Raw genomic sequence first — 15441 nt, forward strand, 5'->3', positions numbered from 1 at the left:
CGTCCAGGCCCCACAGTAAAACTACACTGTATCGTTTTATTTGGCAAGCCGGGCGGAACATGAAGTCCGCATCAAATCTGTCCCAGTCTGACGCATCCTGTGGTTCGGGCGGGTTGATCGGCCTCGCCCGGCACGCAATAAGCACGCCATGAATCTCCCCGACACCAATCTTCCCAATCATTTCGAGCTGCTCGCCACCGATTGTGCCGCGCGCACCGGCCGCCTGACGACGCCGCACGGCGTGGTGCGGACGCCGGCCTTCATGCCGGTCGGGACCGCCGGCGCCATGAAGGGCATGCACTGGCGCGAGGTCCGCGAGGCCGGCGCCGACATCGTGCTCGGCAACACCTATCATCTGATGCTGCGCCCCGGCGCGGAGCGGATCGCAGCCCTCGGCGGCCTGCAGCGGTTCACCGGCTGGAACGGGCCGATGCTGACGGATTCCGGCGGCTTCCAGGTGATGTCGCTGGCGGACTTGCGCAAGGTCAGCGAGCACGCCGTCACCTTCCGCTCGCATATCGACGGCGCCAAGGTCGAGCTGTCGCCGGAGCGCTCGATCGAGGTGCAGCGCTTCCTCGGCTCGGACATTGCGATGCAGATGGACGAATGCGTGCGGCTGCCCGCCGAGCGCGACGATATCGACCGCGCGATGCGGCTGTCGCTGCGCTGGGCCGAGCGCTCCAAGCGTGCCTTCGAGAGCGCGCCCGACGGCTACATGCTGTTCGGCATCGTGCAGGGCGGTGACATCCCGCAGCTTCGTCACGCCAGCGCCCAAGGCCTCGTCGAGATCGGATTCCACGGCTATGCGATCGGCGGTCTTGCCGTCGGCGAGCCGCAGGAGGTGATGCTGGCCATGATCGACGAGACCGCGCCGATGCTGCCGAAGGAGCGGCCGCGCTATCTCATGGGCGTCGGCACTCCCGACGACATTCTCGAAGCGGTGAAGCGCGGCATCGACATGTTCGACTGCGTGATGCCGACGCGCAATGGCCGGCATGGCGTCGCCTTCACGCGCTTCGGTCAAGTCAATTTGCGCAACGCGCGCCACGCCGACGATCCGCGTCCGCTCGATGAAGAGAGCTCATGGCCGTCGACGCGCAACTATGCGCGCGCCTATCTCCACCATCTCGTCAAGGCGGGCGAGACGCTGGGGGCAATGCTGCTGTCCGAGATCAATATCGCTTACTACCAGTCCCTGATGCAGGGCATCAGGGACGCGATCGCACACGGAACGTTCGATGAGTTCTATCAGCGTACGCGTGAGGATTGGGCGAGGGGCGATATCGCCCCGCGCTGAGCAACGTCAATTGCAGACGATCCGCTGCTTGACGGCATGCTTGGTCACGAAACCGTAGCCGCAATTGTCGCAGGTCCAGAGATAGCTGATCATGTGGTCCGAGACGTAAGCGGATGCTTCGGCGGCGACCATGGAGTCGGCACAGACGGGACAGGTGGGCAACTCGCTGCAACGCGGATCGCGGTTCAGCGCGACGGTCGACATCACTTCAGCAACTGCTGACATCGTGGTGACCTCCCTGCTTTATTAAGACGTAAGTCTAACATAAGCAGAAGTACTTGACGAGGTCGCAACACAAACGCGCTGGCTTTTATAAAATTGCCGTCACCACGACGTGACTGCTGACTTGTTATCGGTATCGCAGCGCAAACAATCCGTGTGCATTGCGATAATTCTTCACGCTTCACGACGCTCGATTACTGCGTCGCACCCTGCCGTCCGAGAGCAGGCTTGAGCGCGACCGGCTTGCGGTGGCCCGAGCGGAGTCTGCGCGCGAACGAAATCCAGGGCTTCTCGACGAGGGAATATGTCATCCAGCTGACAAGGATCGATGACGTCACGACCTCGGCGACGAAGACGAGCCATGCCAGCGGCGCGTCGCCAGGCCAGGCGAAGTGATGAACCCAGACCATTGTGAACGGCGACATCAGGTAGACCGAGTAGCTGATGAGGCCGACGAACGCGAGCGGACGCCAGGCCATCCGCTCGCCGAACGCGGCAAACACGATGAAAACGACGGCGGCGCTGACATAAGCCGCCCCGATTGAATAGCTGTAGAAGAAATTGTCCTCATACGCGCCGCCATAGCGCCTGCCGGCCAGCGTGATCGCAAAGACGGCGTAGAGCGCCGTGCAGACGGCGACATGCCGCCATCGCAGCGTTCCGCCGACGATAGTGTCGCGAATGATCTTGCCGAGGAACATCGCCGAGAGGTTCAGCCCGATCTCCATCATCACCCAGGCTGCCCGTTCCTCGACCAGGACAGCGACGGCCGTCCCGGCCAGCGCGGTCGCAACGACGATCGCGACGGCGGTGAGGCGCCGGGTCAGCAGTCCTGTCGCGAAGAGGATGGTGCAGGCGACGTAGAACAGCAGCTCGATCGTCAGCGTCCAGTAGAAGTCCCAGAGGTGACGGACCTCCAGGAAACTCTGGAGCATCGTGAGGTTGGCGACGATCTGCGACAGGGGATAGCTCCTCAACTCCACCGCCTGCATCGTGACGAGCCCGATCGCGATCGAGGTCCAGTAGGCCGGATAGAGGCGGAAGAAGCGACTGACCGCGAAGTCGTTCACGGGAGACGCGCTGGCGGGAAAGCTCAAGGGAATGACGAAGCCGCTGACGAAGAAGAACAGCGCGACACCGAACCGGCCGAAATTCATGTAATAGCCGATCGCGTCGTGGAACATCGAATGGTACGCGCCGGTCGGGTGTTCCCGCACGATCACCTCGAGCGCGTGCTGAACGACCACCGACAAGACGGCGATGCCGCGCAGGGTATCGATGAAGGCGAGCCGTTGATGCATCAGGCGTTCTCTGCGCTCCCGCCGCCCGCAACGGACGTCGCCTGTCGGGAGGGTATTTGGCTAAGGCACAAGCGATGATCGGAAGGCTGGACGCTGGTCCGGCAGTTCAGCATGGCAATTGTGAACAGATTGACAACGGCAACGGGCAGGGCGGTAAAGTCGGGCCTCCTGCAAATGGCGGCCGGCCGGGTCACGGGATTGCCGCTTGCGTGTCGCCACAAGCTGTCTGTAACTGCGGAACAGCTGCGACAGCGGTTCAATTTGTCGCCAAAGGGAGTTCATGATGGACGCATCGTCCAAAACGAGTGCAGCGCACCAACCCGGCCGCGGCCGGATCTACGATTCAATCGTCGAGGCTTTTGGCGACACGCCGATCGTGCGCTTGCAACGCCTGCCGGGCCAGCACGGGGTGAACGCGACGATTTTGGCAAAACTTGAATATTTCAATCCCGCCGCGAGCGTGAAGGACCGCATCGGTGCGGCCATGATCATTGCGATGGAGAAGGCCGGCATCATCAAGCCCGACACCGTGCTGATCGAGCCGACCTCCGGCAACACCGGCATTGCGCTCGCCTTCGTGGCGGCTTCGCGCGGCTATCGGCTCAAGCTGGTGATGCCGGAATCCATGTCGATCGAGCGGCGCAAGATGCTCGCCTTTCTCGGCGCCGAGCTGGTGCTGACCCCGGCCGCGCAAGGCATGAAGGGCGCGATCGCCGCCGCCGAGGAGCTTCTGAAGACGACGCCGAACTCGGTGATGCCGCAGCAGTTCAAGAATCTGGCCAATCCCGAAGTCCACCGCCGCACCACGGCCGAGGAGGTCTGGAACGATACGGCCGGCAACATCGACTTCTTCGTCGCAGGCGTCGGCACCGGCGGCACCATCACCGGCGTCGGCCAGGTGCTGAAGCCGCGCAAGCCGTCGCTGCGGGTGATCGCGGTCGAGCCGGAGGAGAGTCCGGTGTTGTCAGGCGGCCAGCATACGCCGCACAAGATCCAGGGCATCGGCGCAGGCTTCGTGCCTGACATCCTCGACCGCTCGGTGATCGACGAGATCGTGAAGATCAACTCGACCACGGCGATCGAGACCTCGCGCGCGCTGGCGCGGCATGAGGGTATTCCGGGCGGCATCTCCTCGGGCGCGGCGATCGCCGCCGCGCTCCAGATCGGCAAGCGGCCGGAAGCTGCGGGAAAGACCATTCTGGCCATCGTGCCGTCGTTCTCGGAGCGGTATCTTTCGACAGCTCTGTTCGAGGGAATCTAGGATATGGCGGATCAACCGAGACGGCCACGCACGCTTGGCGATGCCAGGACCGAGGCTGAGGCGGCGTTCAAGAAGGTGACGGCCAAGGTCGCGGCGGCGCCGCCGAAGCAGAACGCCGTTCCCGGCATCAAGGAGCAGGTCACGCTGCGCATCGACCAGGACGTGCTGGAGTTCTTCCAGGCGGGCGGCCCCGGCTGGCAGGACCGCATCAACGAAGCGCTGCGAAAGGCGGCGGGGAAGTAAGGGATCGGTCCGCAGGCCGGACGTCCCTTTGCTCGCTTCCGTGTCATTGCGAGCGAAGCGAAGCAATCCAGGCTGCCGCCGCGGAGAGATTCTGGATTGCTTCGCTGCGCTCGCAATGACGGAGTGTGCGGCAGAACCCTCCTTCCTTTTGTCTTTCCGTACGACAATAGAAAGAAAAAGCCCGGCGCGAGCCGGGCTTTTGTTTTTGAACCTGCGTCCTGCCTCAGCGGCGGAACATGCCGCCCATCATGCCGCCGACGACACCGCCGACGAAGGCCGCACCGGCGGCATCGCCGGGGCTGCTGCTGCGCTGTTGAGGCGCCGGTGCCGGCGCCGGCGCGCTGCTGGCTGCGGGGGCGCTGGCACGTCGGGCCGCCTTCTGGCTGCTATCGCTTGCGGTCGGCGGTGCGGCCACGACCTCGGAGAGCAGGGCCTTGTGCTGGGGCTTGTTGAGGTAGCCTGACGAAGGATAGCCGCGCGCAGCCTGCCAGCGCTTGAGCACCACGCGGGTCTCGTCGCTGAAGACGCCGGTCTGCTTGGTGTCGAAGCCGAGCCCGGTGAGGCGACGCTGCACGTCGCGGCGCTGGTTCTTGTCGAGGCCGATCTGGTCCTCGGTGAGCTGAGAGGCCTCATCGGTAAAGGCTGCTGGATCGACGCCGGAGTTGAGCGTGCGGGTCGCGGTCGAGGGGCCGCTCTTGATCGCCGCGAGACGTGCCAGAGCCAGCGCCTTGAACTGACCGTTCGGATAGGCGGAAAGGTAGGCGTTGAGCTCTTCCGGCTTGTTGCTCTCCTTCACCGAGCGCCAGTATTCGAGCTCGACACCGTCCGAGCTTCCATTCGCCGCCGGCAAGATGCCAGAAGCGGTCGGCGCCGCGTTGGCAACCTGCGTGGTCGGAGCCTGGTTGAGATATACGGCGCCGATCAGGTTGGTGTGGCCCCAGGGCAGCTGGCCCTTGTGGGTTTCTTCATTGACCTGGGCACGGACCGACGTCATCGCCTGCTGGATCTCGACGCCGGGCTTGGTGATGTTGTCGATCAGCGCGCGGGTGAACGGGCTGTTATTGCCCTCCTGGCCGTCGAGCGCGGTCTGGCCCGGGCCGGTCGCGAACGCGATCAGCGTGCCTTCGCCGGACTTCATCTCGGCAAGACCGCTCTGCACGTTGACGCTGCGGGTCGCCGAGTTCGACTTGATCTTGGCGGCGAACGGATTGTCGCGGCAGGCATCGAGGAAGACGAGCTTGACCTTGGCATCGCCCATGGTCTGCTCGAGCGTCAGGTCGATGTTGATGGCGGCGCCCAGCTTGACGTCCATCTCCGTCTTGATGTCGGCATCGACCGGCAGCAGGTAGTTGGTGCCGCCGACGGCGATGCCGTGGCCGGCATAATAGAACAGAGCGATATCGGAGCCCTGCGCCTTGCGACCGAAGTCGAGCAGCTTCTCCGTCATCTGGTCGCGGGAGAGATTGGAGCCCTCGATCACCTCGAAGCCGACATTGCGCAGCGTCGCCGCCATCGTCTTGGCGTCGATCGGCGGGTTCGGCAATTGTGCGACGTTCTTGTAGGAGCCGTTGCCGACGACGAAGGCGACACGACGGTCCGCCTTCGCGGCACTGACCGACAGTGCCACGCACATCAGCGAGGCGAGCAGGGTGAGATAGCGCATTCTGAAATCCCCAGAATCGAATTGCAGGCAGCAACAAATTGGCGGCGAACCTACACGAAGTGCCCGACTTCGCGCCACCAAAACGGCGGTACGTCGCGTTCAACCCGCTGCTGTGTGGCCGAATGTGCACGATGGAGGGGCTCTCCAACGTGATCCAAATCACACGGCCACTTTGTTTTGTCGCGTGAGGCGGCGCGAGGTTCACTGCGCGCGAGCGAGAACCGGCGCCGGCTTCAAATTCAGGAGATTGCCGCACAGGATCAGCGCCGCGCCGAGGACGGTCCAGGCGTCGAGCCGCTCCGAATACAGCAACCAACCTGCGGTTGCGGTCAGGGGAACCCGGAGGAAGTCCATGGGAACCACGATCGTCGCATCGGCAAAGCGCATCGCGCTGGCGAGGCAATAGTGCGAGAACGTGCCGCAGACGGCGATCACGCCGACCCAGGCCCAGGCGTAGCCCGACGGCCAGGTCCAGACCAGCAGCGTCGGCACGAAGCCCGCGACCGACTGCACCACCAGCATCCAGAACAGGATCGACAGCGCGCTTTCGGTGCGGGTCAGCGATTTCACCAGCGCCATCGACACGCCAAATCCCATGGCGGCCCCGAGCGCGATGAGCTGGCCCGGATTGATCTCGCCGGTGGCCGGCCGCACGATCACGATCACACCGACGAGGCCGAGCACGATGGCGGCGATCTTCCACGGCGTCATGCGCTCGGAGAGAAAGCTCGCCGCCAGGATCGCGGTCCAGATCGGCATGGTGAACTCGATCGCGACGACCTGGCCGATCGGGATCAGCGTCAGCGCAAAGAACCAGCCGAGCTGGGCGACATAGTGCACGAGGTTGCGCGCGACGTGGTATTGCAGGCGCGATGTCCTGAGCACCTTGAAGCCGCCGGCACGATAGATGATCGGCGCCAGCAGGACGAAGCCCGCCAGCGACCGGATCTCCATGATCTCGAAAACGTTGAGCTCGCGTGTGGTCTCGCGCCCGGCCACCGCCATGATCAGCATCAGCGACAGCCAGCCGGCCATCCACAGTGCGGCCATCGTTTTGGACGGTGTCGTGCTCATTGCGGCGGACGCGGAAGGGGTGGAATCCGAAGGGACGGCCGGTATCGGCGACCTCGCCGCCGTTTGCAACGGCCAAATCTGCGGATGCAGCGATGCAGGCCGGCGTGTTAAGGCATCAGCGAACAACGAGAAAATCGGGAGATCTCGCTCATGCGCATCTTGCAGCCGGCCGAATGGAAAAAACCGCGCGGCTTTTCCCATGGCGTCGTGGTCGACGGGCCGGGCCGGTGGGTGGTGCTCGCCGGCCAGACCGGCGGCGACGAGCTGGGCAATTACGTGCCTGACATGGCGGCGCAGGTCGGCGTAGCGCTGCAGCGGATCATCAAGCTGCTGGGCGAGGCCGGCGCGGGTCCCGAGCACATCGTCCGCCTGACCTGGTACCTGACCAGCCGCAGCGAATACGAGGCCGCAGGTGCGGGCATCGGTGCGGCCTGGAAGGAGACGCTCGGGCGCAATTTCCCGCCTTCGACGCTGCTCTATATCGGCGGCCTCGTGGACGAGCGGGCCAAGGTCGAGATCGAGGTCACGGCGTTCGTGCCGGGCACATAAAAAATCGACCCGGCGAGGTCGCCGGATCGATTGTCGTGTCAGTGGGTGTTTTACTTCGACAGCGCGATGTTGGCGCCGCGGAACTGGCTGTCCGCGCGGATCGTGACGGTCTGCTTGTTGCCGCTGGTCCTGAGCGCGATGTTGGCGTTGAAGCCGGCGGTGGAGGCGACCACCTCGAAGTTTCCGCCGCCGCCGCGCCCCTGGAGCGCGCCGGAGATGTTGCGGCTGGCCTCGGACCAGCTGCCGGTGATGGCGCTGCCCTCGGCCCTGACGTTCGCCCCGAGATTGAACTTGTAGGCGTCACTGGCGCAGGTCAGCGACAGCTCCATGGTGGGTCCGATCGGAGCGTATTTGGCCCGGCAGCGGATCCGTTCGGTCGAGCCGTCATCCAGCGTGACGGTGCCGCCGCCGCTCCAGCTGCCCGCCATCGGGGCGAACGGGCTGGACTGGGCCTTGCTTTCAGAGCCGGCAAGCCCCGCCGCAAACAAAACGGCGGCCGCAATCAGCAGCCGCCGGTTCCGGGCGCGAGCCTCGATTGGTTTATTGGCGCGATGCTTCCCACCGCCCGCTGCACGGTATGCCTGCAGATGCTCCATTCCACTTCCCCGATCCGGCGTTGCCGTTGAGTTGACCGTTGGCATATGCACCATTGATCGAAACTTTCACAAGTCCCCCGCTACCGATAGTGCCGGAAACGTTAGCGCCGGGTGCGGTGATCTTGCCGTCGGCAACCGTCAGCATCGAGCTCGCGGTCGGCTCGCAGGTGCCGCTCTTGGTGACGATGGTGACCTGCCAGTTGCCGTCATAGGGGCTCTGGGCGAAGGCGGGAGCGGCGAGGGTGCCGGCGAAAACTGAAGCGGCACAGAACGCCGCGATGCGAGCAAAACGCATGAATTCCGTCCTTGAGTATGTCTGATATGCTGTCGCTTATTCGGACAAAATGTGACGGAAATTTGTTGCGCTGCCAAATCGAAAATTGTTCCTGTGGAAACAATGGTTTATTTGCGTTCTCGACTCCAATTTTCGAAGCAGAATCAAGGCCCCCTCACGTTAAGGGTAAACGTCAGCAGAGACTCAGGAAAGACTCGGCGCGGACGTCGCGAACTGTTCGTCCTGGACCTTGGACGGCAGTGCCTTGTGAACCTTGATGTAATCGATCACGTCGGCAAGCAATTTGAGCCCGAGCGGGGCGAGCGCACGCTCCCAGAGCTCGCGGGCGGTCTCGCCCTTCTTGACGAAGCACCAGTCCTGGGCGGCGATGGCGCCGGCATCCATGCGGTCGGCGAGTTGATAGATGGTGCCGCCGGCGATTGGATCGCCTTCCTTGATGGTCCATTCCACGGCGGCCTTGCCGCGGTGGCGCGGCAGCAGCGAGGGGTGGTAGCCGATCCCGCCGAACCTGGCGGCGGCGAGCGCGTCCTTGCCGATCCGGGCATGGCTATGTGCCGTGATGATCAAATCGGTGTCGGGAGCGATCTCGGAGGCCACCACCAGCTTCGGATTGGCCTGGACCACGACCTCGATGCCGGCGGCCTTGGCCGTTGCGGCCAGGCGATCCTCGGCGTCGGCCACGACGACCCGTGCGATCGAGACGCTGTGCTCCCGGAGCATGTTCAGGGTGGTCACACCGAAATGGCGGGAGCCGACGAGGGTAATTCGCATGGGGGTCCGATCCGTTTCGCAACTGCGTCATACCCCCGATAACACGTCCGGGCGCCGTGTCACCACCTGCGGGCCGTTTGCAGCGGTTATCAACAATGCACCGGGCGCGGGACATGCTGATTTCCGCGATTGCGCGGTCGATCGTTCCGGTGCTTCCATAGGCGTATTGCAGCCTATCAGGAGCGAGTGCATGCGAAGCGCGTGGTTTTTTCTTCTCGCGACACTGCTTGCGGCCGCTCCAGCCCACGCCGGCGGGTCGTACCCGGCAGTGCCGCCCGAGATCGGGGTGGCGCCGTTTATCGGCCCGACCTGGGATGCCTATCGCTGTGCTGAAGGGGTGCCCTACAATTTCTATCACGGCGCCTATTACGGCGAGGAGCCGCCGGCGATCTATCGCGGCTATGCCTATCGGCCGTACTACCGCTACAGCGCCTATCGCAAACCGCCGCGGACATATTTCTGCGTCACGGACTAGCGTTGCTTGGCGGCCACGATCGGACGGCAAATGGTGTCATGCGGTTCCTGTGTTTCATTCCGAACTGAAGCGATCCCCGTCTGACGCTAGAACATATCCAACCGGGGCTGGCGACATTTCAATCCGGATCCATTTTCAAACCCGGCTGTAGCCGCTGGCGCAAATGCCAGCGGCTTTTTCATGCCGTGCGTCACGAAATCATCTGACGGTAATACGTTCTCAACCAGCTTGTCGTATCGACGAATCCGTCGCGGATTTGTATTGCGTACCGCGACACCGAAAATGTCCCGCCGGCGTGGGTGCGCCGCGCGGGTCTTTTCGCCGGGACCGATTTCATGCCGAGCGCGATTGAGCAGATCGTGGACGCCTATGTGCGTCTGAAGAACCGTCGCGGGCTCGACCAGCTGATGATGCACAGGCAGCGGCTCGCGGTCGATCTGAAGAGCAGGTCCGGCTATGATTTCAGCCTGCCGATCGGCCAGATCGACGAGGAGATCGCGATCATCGAGGCGGGCCTCAGCCGGCTGAAGGCGGCGAATTCCACGGCAGCGTAGCGCGGCTTAGCGGGTGAACTCTTGCGTGGACTGAGGTGCTGCGCATCGTCGCTGGTCGCTTGCGGTTCATGCACGGTTCAGCCCGGCCATGTCTCTATCGGCAGGTCATTCCGTGGGACACGAATCCTGCTAGGCTTTGTCCCGGTGATTTGGAGGAGACGTCATGATCGAGCTTGCGCTGGCTGGCCTGATTGCGTTTGCAAGCGCGCCTGCGGCATCGCCGGCGCCCATTGTGGAGCAGGTTCAGTTCCGCGGTGGTCCAGGTGGGCAATGCCCGGAGGGGTATGATTTCAACCACTCGAACGGCCGTTGCTATCCGAACAACTATCATGCGCCCGGCTACTACACGGCTCCCCAGCCGACGTACCGACGCGAACTCTGCCCGCAAGGGTACGACTACAATTATTCGAACGGCAATTGCTATCCGAACCGTGCGCGGGCACCCGGCATGTACGGGCAACCCGAGTATGGGCGCCGCGGCGGACTTTGCCCCGAGGGCTACGACTACAATTATTCCAGCGGCAATTGCTATCCGAACCGCGCACACGCCCCCGGCTTGTACGCGCGTTAGGACTTTCCACCGTCGATCACCGTGAACAGCGGTCGGGCCTTGGTCGGCTCGACCAGCAGCTCCTCGACCATGGCACTCGCGGCCTCGACATATTTCCGCGTCGGCTTGTCCAGGGGCCGCTGCGCCTCGTCGTCGAGCGCGACCTTGGCGGCTTCGACCAGCTTGCGCATGCGCTCGGCATGATCGTCGCCTGCGGTCAGCGTCGCGCGCGCCAGCGAGCGCAGTACGAACAGCTCGCCCTCGAGGCGGAGCAGGCGGTCGTTGAGACGGGCAAGGATGGCGTTGAGGTCGGCCATGTCAGGTGTTCGGCGCAGAGGATCCTTCCCGATCTAGCGGCGATCGGTGAACGGAGTCCAAACGGCATCGGCGCAATTGGGCGGATCGTCCGCCTGTCGCGGTGCCGTCGTTGTGACCGGTCGTGACGGCGCGTATGCGTGGGCCCAGCATGGTTCCCGCACCACATGTCAGCCTGGGTGGACGTTTGGAGCCCATGCGATGCGGTTTATCCCGATTGTGATCCTCTTGATGTCGGCATGCACGGCTGCCGCCGCCGCGCCGGCGCACCGCGCCCGTCCGCACCACCCCGTTGTCGTCCGTCCGTCCGAGGACGCGCCGGTGCCGCCCGGCTGGTACAAATTTCCCGGGTGGCCGCCGATCCCGCCGTCGGAGAACAGGAATCTCGATCCCTCCAATTTCGGCGGAGGTTGATCGACCCTACGCCGCGGTCCGCGCCAGATAGTCGCGGGCGAAGGCGAGGTACCAGTCGAGGCACGCGGGGTTGGCCATCGCCTCCTTGTTGATGACCTTCTCGACCGGCTGGCCGAGCAACAGCTTCTTGATCGGCAGCTCCTGCTTCTTGCCGGACAGCGTGCGCGGGATCTCGGCGACTGCGAAGGTTTCATTCGGCAGGAAGCGGCGTGACAGACCGGCCTCGATCGCTTTGTTGATCTTGGCCTGCATTGCGCTGTCGAGTGCGACACCTTCGCGCAGCACCACGAACAGCGGCATGTAGCTGTCGCGGCCGAGATATTCGAGGTCGACGACGAGGGAATCGAGCACCTCCGGCAGCGCCTCGATCGCGGAATAGAGCTCGCTCGTGCCCATGCGCAGGCCGTGGCGGTTGATGGTGGCGTCGCTGCGGCCATAGATGATGCAGGAGCCGTCTCGATTGACCTTGAGCCAGTCGCCGTGCCGCCACACCGGCCCGCGGCCGCTGCCGTCGAAATTGTCAGGATAGGTCTCGAAATAGCTGGCGCGATAGCGCGCGCCGTCCTTGTCGTTCCAGAAATAGAGCGGCATCGAGGGCATCGGTTCGGTGCAGACGAGTTCGCCGACCTCGTCGATCACAGCGCGGCCCTGTTCGCTGAAGGCTTCAACGGCCGCGCCGAGCAGGCGACACTGCATCGCGCCCGGCGTCTGCGGCAGCTCGCGGTTGCCGCCAATGAAGGCGCCGGCGAAATCGGTGCCGCCGGAGATGTTCGCCCACCAGATGTCGGCCTGCGCCTTGCTGCCGTTGGTCTTCGACAATGCTGCGAAGCGCGCGTTGAACCAGGCTTGCGTGTCGGCGCTGAGCGGCGAGCCGGTCGAGCCGAGGCAGCGCAGCCGTGACAGATCGCCAGCGGCGGCAAGCTCGATCTCGGCCTTGGCGCAGTTGGCGAAGAACGCCGCGCCGGCGCCGAAGAAGCTCGCTTTCGACTGCGCCACGAAGCGCCACAGCGTGGTCCAGTCCGGTTTGTCCCGGGTGCCGCCGGGGCTGCCGTCGAAGATGCAGCAGGTGGTGCCGCTGAGCAGGCCGCCGACTTGCGAATTCCACATGATCCAGCCGGTCGAAGAGTACCAGTGGTAGCGCTCGCCGAACGAGTTTGGGTGATAGGAGCAGCCGATGTCATTGTGCAGGCCGAGCAGCGCCAGCACCACGATGACGATGCCGCCATGGCCGTGCACGATCGGTTTCGGCAGGCCGGTGGTGCCGCTGGAATAGACGATCCAGAGCGGGTGATCGAACGGCAGCCACATCGGCTCGAACGCGTCGATCGCGGCGCCCGTCCTTGCCAGGATATCGGCGAGCAGAGCGTCCGGCGCGGTGGGCGCGTGGGCCTCGCTGTGCAGGATGACGTGCTCGACGGTGGGAAGCGATTCTCGGAGCTCGGCCAGCACATCATGCCGATCGTGCCGCCGGCCGGCATAGGTGACGGCGTCGGAGGCGATCAGCACTTTCGGCTCGATCTGCTTGAAACGGTCGATCACGGCGGGCGCGGCCATGTCGGGCGCGCAGACGCTCCAGACCGCGCCGATGCTGGCGCTGGCGAGAAAGCCGATGATGGTCTCGGGGATGTTGGGCAGATAGGCCGCAACGCGGTCGCCTGGCTTGACGCCTTTCTCCTTCAGATGCAGCGCGAGCGCCGCAGCCTTCCGCCGCAGCTCCGGCCAGCTGGTTTCCCTGAGCTTGCCGTCCTCGCCGCTGCTGACGATCGCGGGCAGGCCGGCGGCATCGGCCGCCTCGACATGCCGGAACACCTGCCGGGCATAGTTGACCTGCGCACCCGGAAACCAGACCGCGCCCGGCATCTTGCGCTCGGTGATGACGGCCGCAAACGGCGTCGGAGATTGCAGATCGTAGTAATCCCAGATGCTGCGCCAGAAGCCGTCGAGGTCGCGCACCGACCATTGCCGCATGTCCTCGTAGCTCGCGAAGGACAGGCCGCGCTGTTCGGCGAGCCAGTTGCGGTAGAGGGCGATCTGCGGAATGAAAGGAGCGGTCATCGCGTGTCGGCTTCGATTGCGGGGAGGGAAGTGTAGCTCGCACCGCAGACGAGCAGAAGCCATCGTTCGTGCAGACCGCAATGGCTGCCTTCAGCCTACCACTCCACGTCCGCCCAGCGGCGTCCGAACACCGGCGGCTTCGTCTTCACCGCCTGCCAGCCGAAGAAGTGATGCTTGCCGGACCAGCTGTGCACCACACTGCTGCAGATGTTGCACCTGAAGTGGCCGACATGCTCCTCGGCATGCTCCTCCCTTGTCGCGGTGTAGTTCATGCTGCAACCGGTGCAGGTGAATTCTTCGATCGTCCAGATGCTGTTGGCCATTGCACGCGCCGTTTCTTGGGACCTCGATGCAGGGTAGAAGCGGGCGTTTGCATCGGCGTAAACCTGTCAGGGGAAATCCGGTTAATCGCCGTTAGCCAAGCCGGCCGGCGTCAGGGCAGGAGCTGATCGGGCTCTCGGGGGCGGTGCGACATTGTCTCGGAATGCTTTTTCGGCCGATGCGTTCCTAATTTGACGGCCGGCGGGTCGGAAGCGAACGAGCGGTCGTCTTGACGCCCGCCCCGGGGCTGGCAATAACGGCCCGTGCAAGTGCCGGAACCCGCGTCGATGCCGCAAGGAAGGTCGTGCCCGTGAAAAGCCTCCGTCAGCTCCTCACGGGAGAGGACATCATCCAGCTCGTGATCCGGCTTGGCCTGCTCGCCCTGCTGATCATCTGGACCTTCTTGATCATCCGTCCGTTCGTGCCGATCCTGGCCTGGAGCGGCGTGCTTGCGGTTGCGTTCTATCCGGCCTTCAGCTGGGTCGCCAAGATCCTCGGCGGACGTCCCAAGACTGCGGCGGCGATCCTCACCCTCATCACGCTCGGTATCGTCATCGGCCCGGCGACCTGGCTCGGCATCAGCGCGGTGGACGGCGTGCGCGAGCTGGCGCACCAGCTCGGCACCGGCGACCTCGCGCTGCAATCGGCGCCGGAGCAGCTCAAATCGTGGCCGCTCGTCGGCCCCTGGCTCTATGAGCTCTGGGACCAAGCCTACACCAACATCCGCGCAGTGCTGCGCGAAGTGGCGCCGTATCTTCAGCCGCTGGCGGGGCCGCTGCTGTCGCTAGCGGGCGATGCCGGCGTCGGGACGCTCCAGTTTCTGGTCTCGGTGTTCGTGGCCGGATTCCTGTTCCCGCATGGGCCGCGGCTGGTCGCGGCCGGCCGCAGCTTCCTGTTCCGCATCGTGCCAGAGCAGAGCGAGCATTTCCTGGGGCTCGCAGGTGCGACCATCCGCGCGGTGGCGCAAGGCGTGATCGGCGTTGCGATCGTGCAGGCGCTGCTGGCCGGCATCGGCTTCAAGCTCGCTGCCGTGCCGAGCGCGGGCCTGCTCGCCTTCATCGTGCTGCTGCTCTCGATCGTGCAGATCGGCGCCTTCCTCGTGCTGCTGCCTGTCATCATCTGGATCTGGACCGCCAAGGACGTCACCACGGCGCTGGTGCTGACGGTCTTTCTGGTCCTGGTCGGCTTCATCGACACCATGCTGAAGCCGCTGGTGATGGGGCGCGGCCTGAGCACGCCGACCATCGTGATCTTTGTCGGCGTGATCGGCGGCACGCTCGCCCATGGCATCGTCGGCCTGTTCATCGGGCCGATCATCCTGTCGGTGGCCTGGGAGATGATGATGGCCTGGATCAGGACGGAGGACCGGGCGGAGGCAGGGGCGGGCGCCAGCGAAGGCTGATATCGCAGCCTGTGATCAAGACGCGGCCCGAACTTGTCTATCCAACTAGACAAGTTACGATCGGGACGATTCTATTCTCGATT

General features: G+C 64.3%; 19 protein-coding genes. 9 read left to right on the forward strand and 10 right to left on the reverse strand.

All coding sequences use genetic code 11. The annotated features are described in order from the left end of the window. Positions 1–148 precede the first annotated feature (148 nt). Positions 149–1297, forward strand: a complete 1149-nt coding sequence (tgt, locus tag QA649_RS23235; RefSeq protein ID WP_283019238.1) for a tRNA guanosine(34) transglycosylase Tgt — start codon at positions 149–151, stop codon at positions 1295–1297. A 6-nt stretch (positions 1298–1303) separates the two neighbouring features. On the opposite strand, the gene QA649_RS23240 is transcribed toward tgt, so the two are convergent. Both QA649_RS23240 and QA649_RS23245 read right to left on the reverse strand, forming a co-directional pair. Next, a complete protein-coding gene (locus QA649_RS23240; protein WP_018642135.1) occupies positions 1304–1522 on the reverse strand; it encodes a hypothetical protein in 219 nt (72 codons plus the stop codon). Between the two features lie 191 nt (positions 1523–1713). Beyond that, the gene (locus QA649_RS23245; protein ID WP_283019239.1) at positions 1714–2820 is read right to left on the reverse strand and encodes an acyltransferase; all 1107 of its coding nucleotides are present in this window, start codon (positions 2818–2820) and stop codon (positions 1714–1716) included. A 283-nt stretch (positions 2821–3103) separates the two neighbouring features. On the opposite strand from QA649_RS23245, the gene cysK reads away from it, so the two are divergent. Then, positions 3104–4081 carry a cysteine synthase A gene (cysK, locus tag QA649_RS23250; protein ID WP_283019240.1) on the forward strand — a complete coding sequence of 326 codons (978 nt, stop codon included), beginning with the start codon at positions 3104–3106 and terminating at the stop codon, positions 4079–4081. Positions 4082–4084: 3 nt separating this feature from the next. Continuing rightward, entirely contained in the window at positions 4085–4324 is a 240-nt protein-coding gene (locus QA649_RS23255) for a BrnA antitoxin family protein (RefSeq protein WP_283019241.1), read from the forward strand. 223 nt (positions 4325–4547) lie between these two features. Here the strand turns inward: QA649_RS23255 and QA649_RS23260 are convergent, their stop codons facing one another. Further along, entirely contained in the window at positions 4548–5987 is a 1440-nt protein-coding gene (locus tag QA649_RS23260) for a caspase family protein (protein ID WP_283019242.1), read from the reverse strand. Positions 5988–6188: 201 nt separating this feature from the next. Beyond that, on the reverse strand, positions 6189–7061 hold the full coding sequence (locus QA649_RS23265) for a DMT family transporter (RefSeq protein ID WP_283019243.1): 873 nt from the start codon (positions 7059–7061) through the stop codon (positions 6189–6191). Between the two features lie 150 nt (positions 7062–7211). Between QA649_RS23265 and QA649_RS23270 the strand changes: the two genes are divergently transcribed. After that, positions 7212–7610: a RidA family protein gene (locus tag QA649_RS23270; RefSeq protein ID WP_283019244.1), complete on the forward strand. Its 399-nt coding sequence runs from the start codon at positions 7212–7214 to the stop codon at positions 7608–7610. A 50-nt stretch (positions 7611–7660) separates the two neighbouring features. On the opposite strand, the gene QA649_RS23275 is transcribed toward QA649_RS23270, so the two are convergent. From QA649_RS23275 to QA649_RS23285, 3 genes are all read right to left on the reverse strand, one after another. Then, positions 7661–8206: a hypothetical protein gene (locus QA649_RS23275; RefSeq protein WP_283019245.1), complete on the reverse strand. Its 546-nt coding sequence runs from the start codon at positions 8204–8206 to the stop codon at positions 7661–7663. Further along, positions 8151–8501: a hypothetical protein gene (locus tag QA649_RS23280; protein ID WP_232957180.1), complete on the reverse strand. Its 351-nt coding sequence runs from the start codon at positions 8499–8501 to the stop codon at positions 8151–8153. The genes QA649_RS23275 and QA649_RS23280 overlap by 56 nt, the downstream gene beginning before the upstream one ends. 183 nt (positions 8502–8684) lie before the next feature. Further along, positions 8685–9272 (reverse strand): formyltransferase family protein, encoded by a 588-nt coding sequence (locus tag QA649_RS23285; protein WP_283019246.1) that lies wholly within the window; start codon positions 9270–9272, stop codon positions 8685–8687. Positions 9273–9462: 190 nt separating this feature from the next. Between QA649_RS23285 and QA649_RS23290 the strand changes: the two genes are divergently transcribed. From QA649_RS23290 to QA649_RS23300, 3 genes are all read left to right on the forward strand, one after another. Continuing rightward, positions 9463–9747, forward strand: coding sequence for a hypothetical protein (locus QA649_RS23290; RefSeq protein ID WP_283019247.1), 285 nt, complete (start codon positions 9463–9465; stop codon positions 9745–9747). 335 nt (positions 9748–10082) lie between these two features. Further along, the gene (locus QA649_RS23295; protein ID WP_211411191.1) at positions 10083–10301 is read left to right on the forward strand and encodes a hypothetical protein; all 219 of its coding nucleotides are present in this window, start codon (positions 10083–10085) and stop codon (positions 10299–10301) included. A gap of 163 nt (positions 10302–10464) precedes the next feature. Next, positions 10465–10872, forward strand: a complete 408-nt coding sequence (locus QA649_RS23300; protein WP_283019248.1) for a hypothetical protein — start codon at positions 10465–10467, stop codon at positions 10870–10872. Here QA649_RS23300 and QA649_RS23305 read toward each other — a convergent pair. Further along, the gene (locus QA649_RS23305) at positions 10869–11168 is read right to left on the reverse strand and encodes a hypothetical protein (RefSeq protein ID WP_018642123.1); all 300 of its coding nucleotides are present in this window, start codon (positions 11166–11168) and stop codon (positions 10869–10871) included. The two genes, QA649_RS23300 and QA649_RS23305, sit on opposite strands and share 4 nt — an antisense overlap. A 199-nt stretch (positions 11169–11367) precedes the next feature. Here QA649_RS23305 and QA649_RS23310 point away from each other — a divergent pair, with 199 nt between their 5' ends. Beyond that, positions 11368–11580 (forward strand): hypothetical protein, encoded by a 213-nt coding sequence (locus QA649_RS23310; protein ID WP_283019249.1) that lies wholly within the window; start codon positions 11368–11370, stop codon positions 11578–11580. A 6-nt stretch (positions 11581–11586) separates the two neighbouring features. Here the strand turns inward: QA649_RS23310 and QA649_RS23315 are convergent, their stop codons facing one another. Then, complete coding sequence (locus tag QA649_RS23315; RefSeq protein WP_283019250.1) at positions 11587–13635, reverse strand: acetoacetate--CoA ligase; 2049 nt, start codon at positions 13633–13635, stop codon at positions 11587–11589. Between the two features lie 95 nt (positions 13636–13730). Further along, on the reverse strand, positions 13731–13958 hold the full coding sequence (locus QA649_RS23320; protein WP_283019251.1) for a hypothetical protein: 228 nt from the start codon (positions 13956–13958) through the stop codon (positions 13731–13733). A 302-nt stretch (positions 13959–14260) separates the two neighbouring features. On the opposite strand from QA649_RS23320, the gene QA649_RS23325 reads away from it, so the two are divergent. After that, entirely contained in the window at positions 14261–15358 is a 1098-nt protein-coding gene (locus QA649_RS23325; RefSeq protein WP_283019252.1) for an AI-2E family transporter, read from the forward strand. The last annotated feature ends 83 nt before the right edge of the window (positions 15359–15441 follow it).

Origin of the sequence: Bradyrhizobium sp. CB1717, from assembly GCF_029714325.1 — a bacterium.
GTDB lineage: Bacteria > Pseudomonadota > Alphaproteobacteria > Rhizobiales > Xanthobacteraceae > Bradyrhizobium.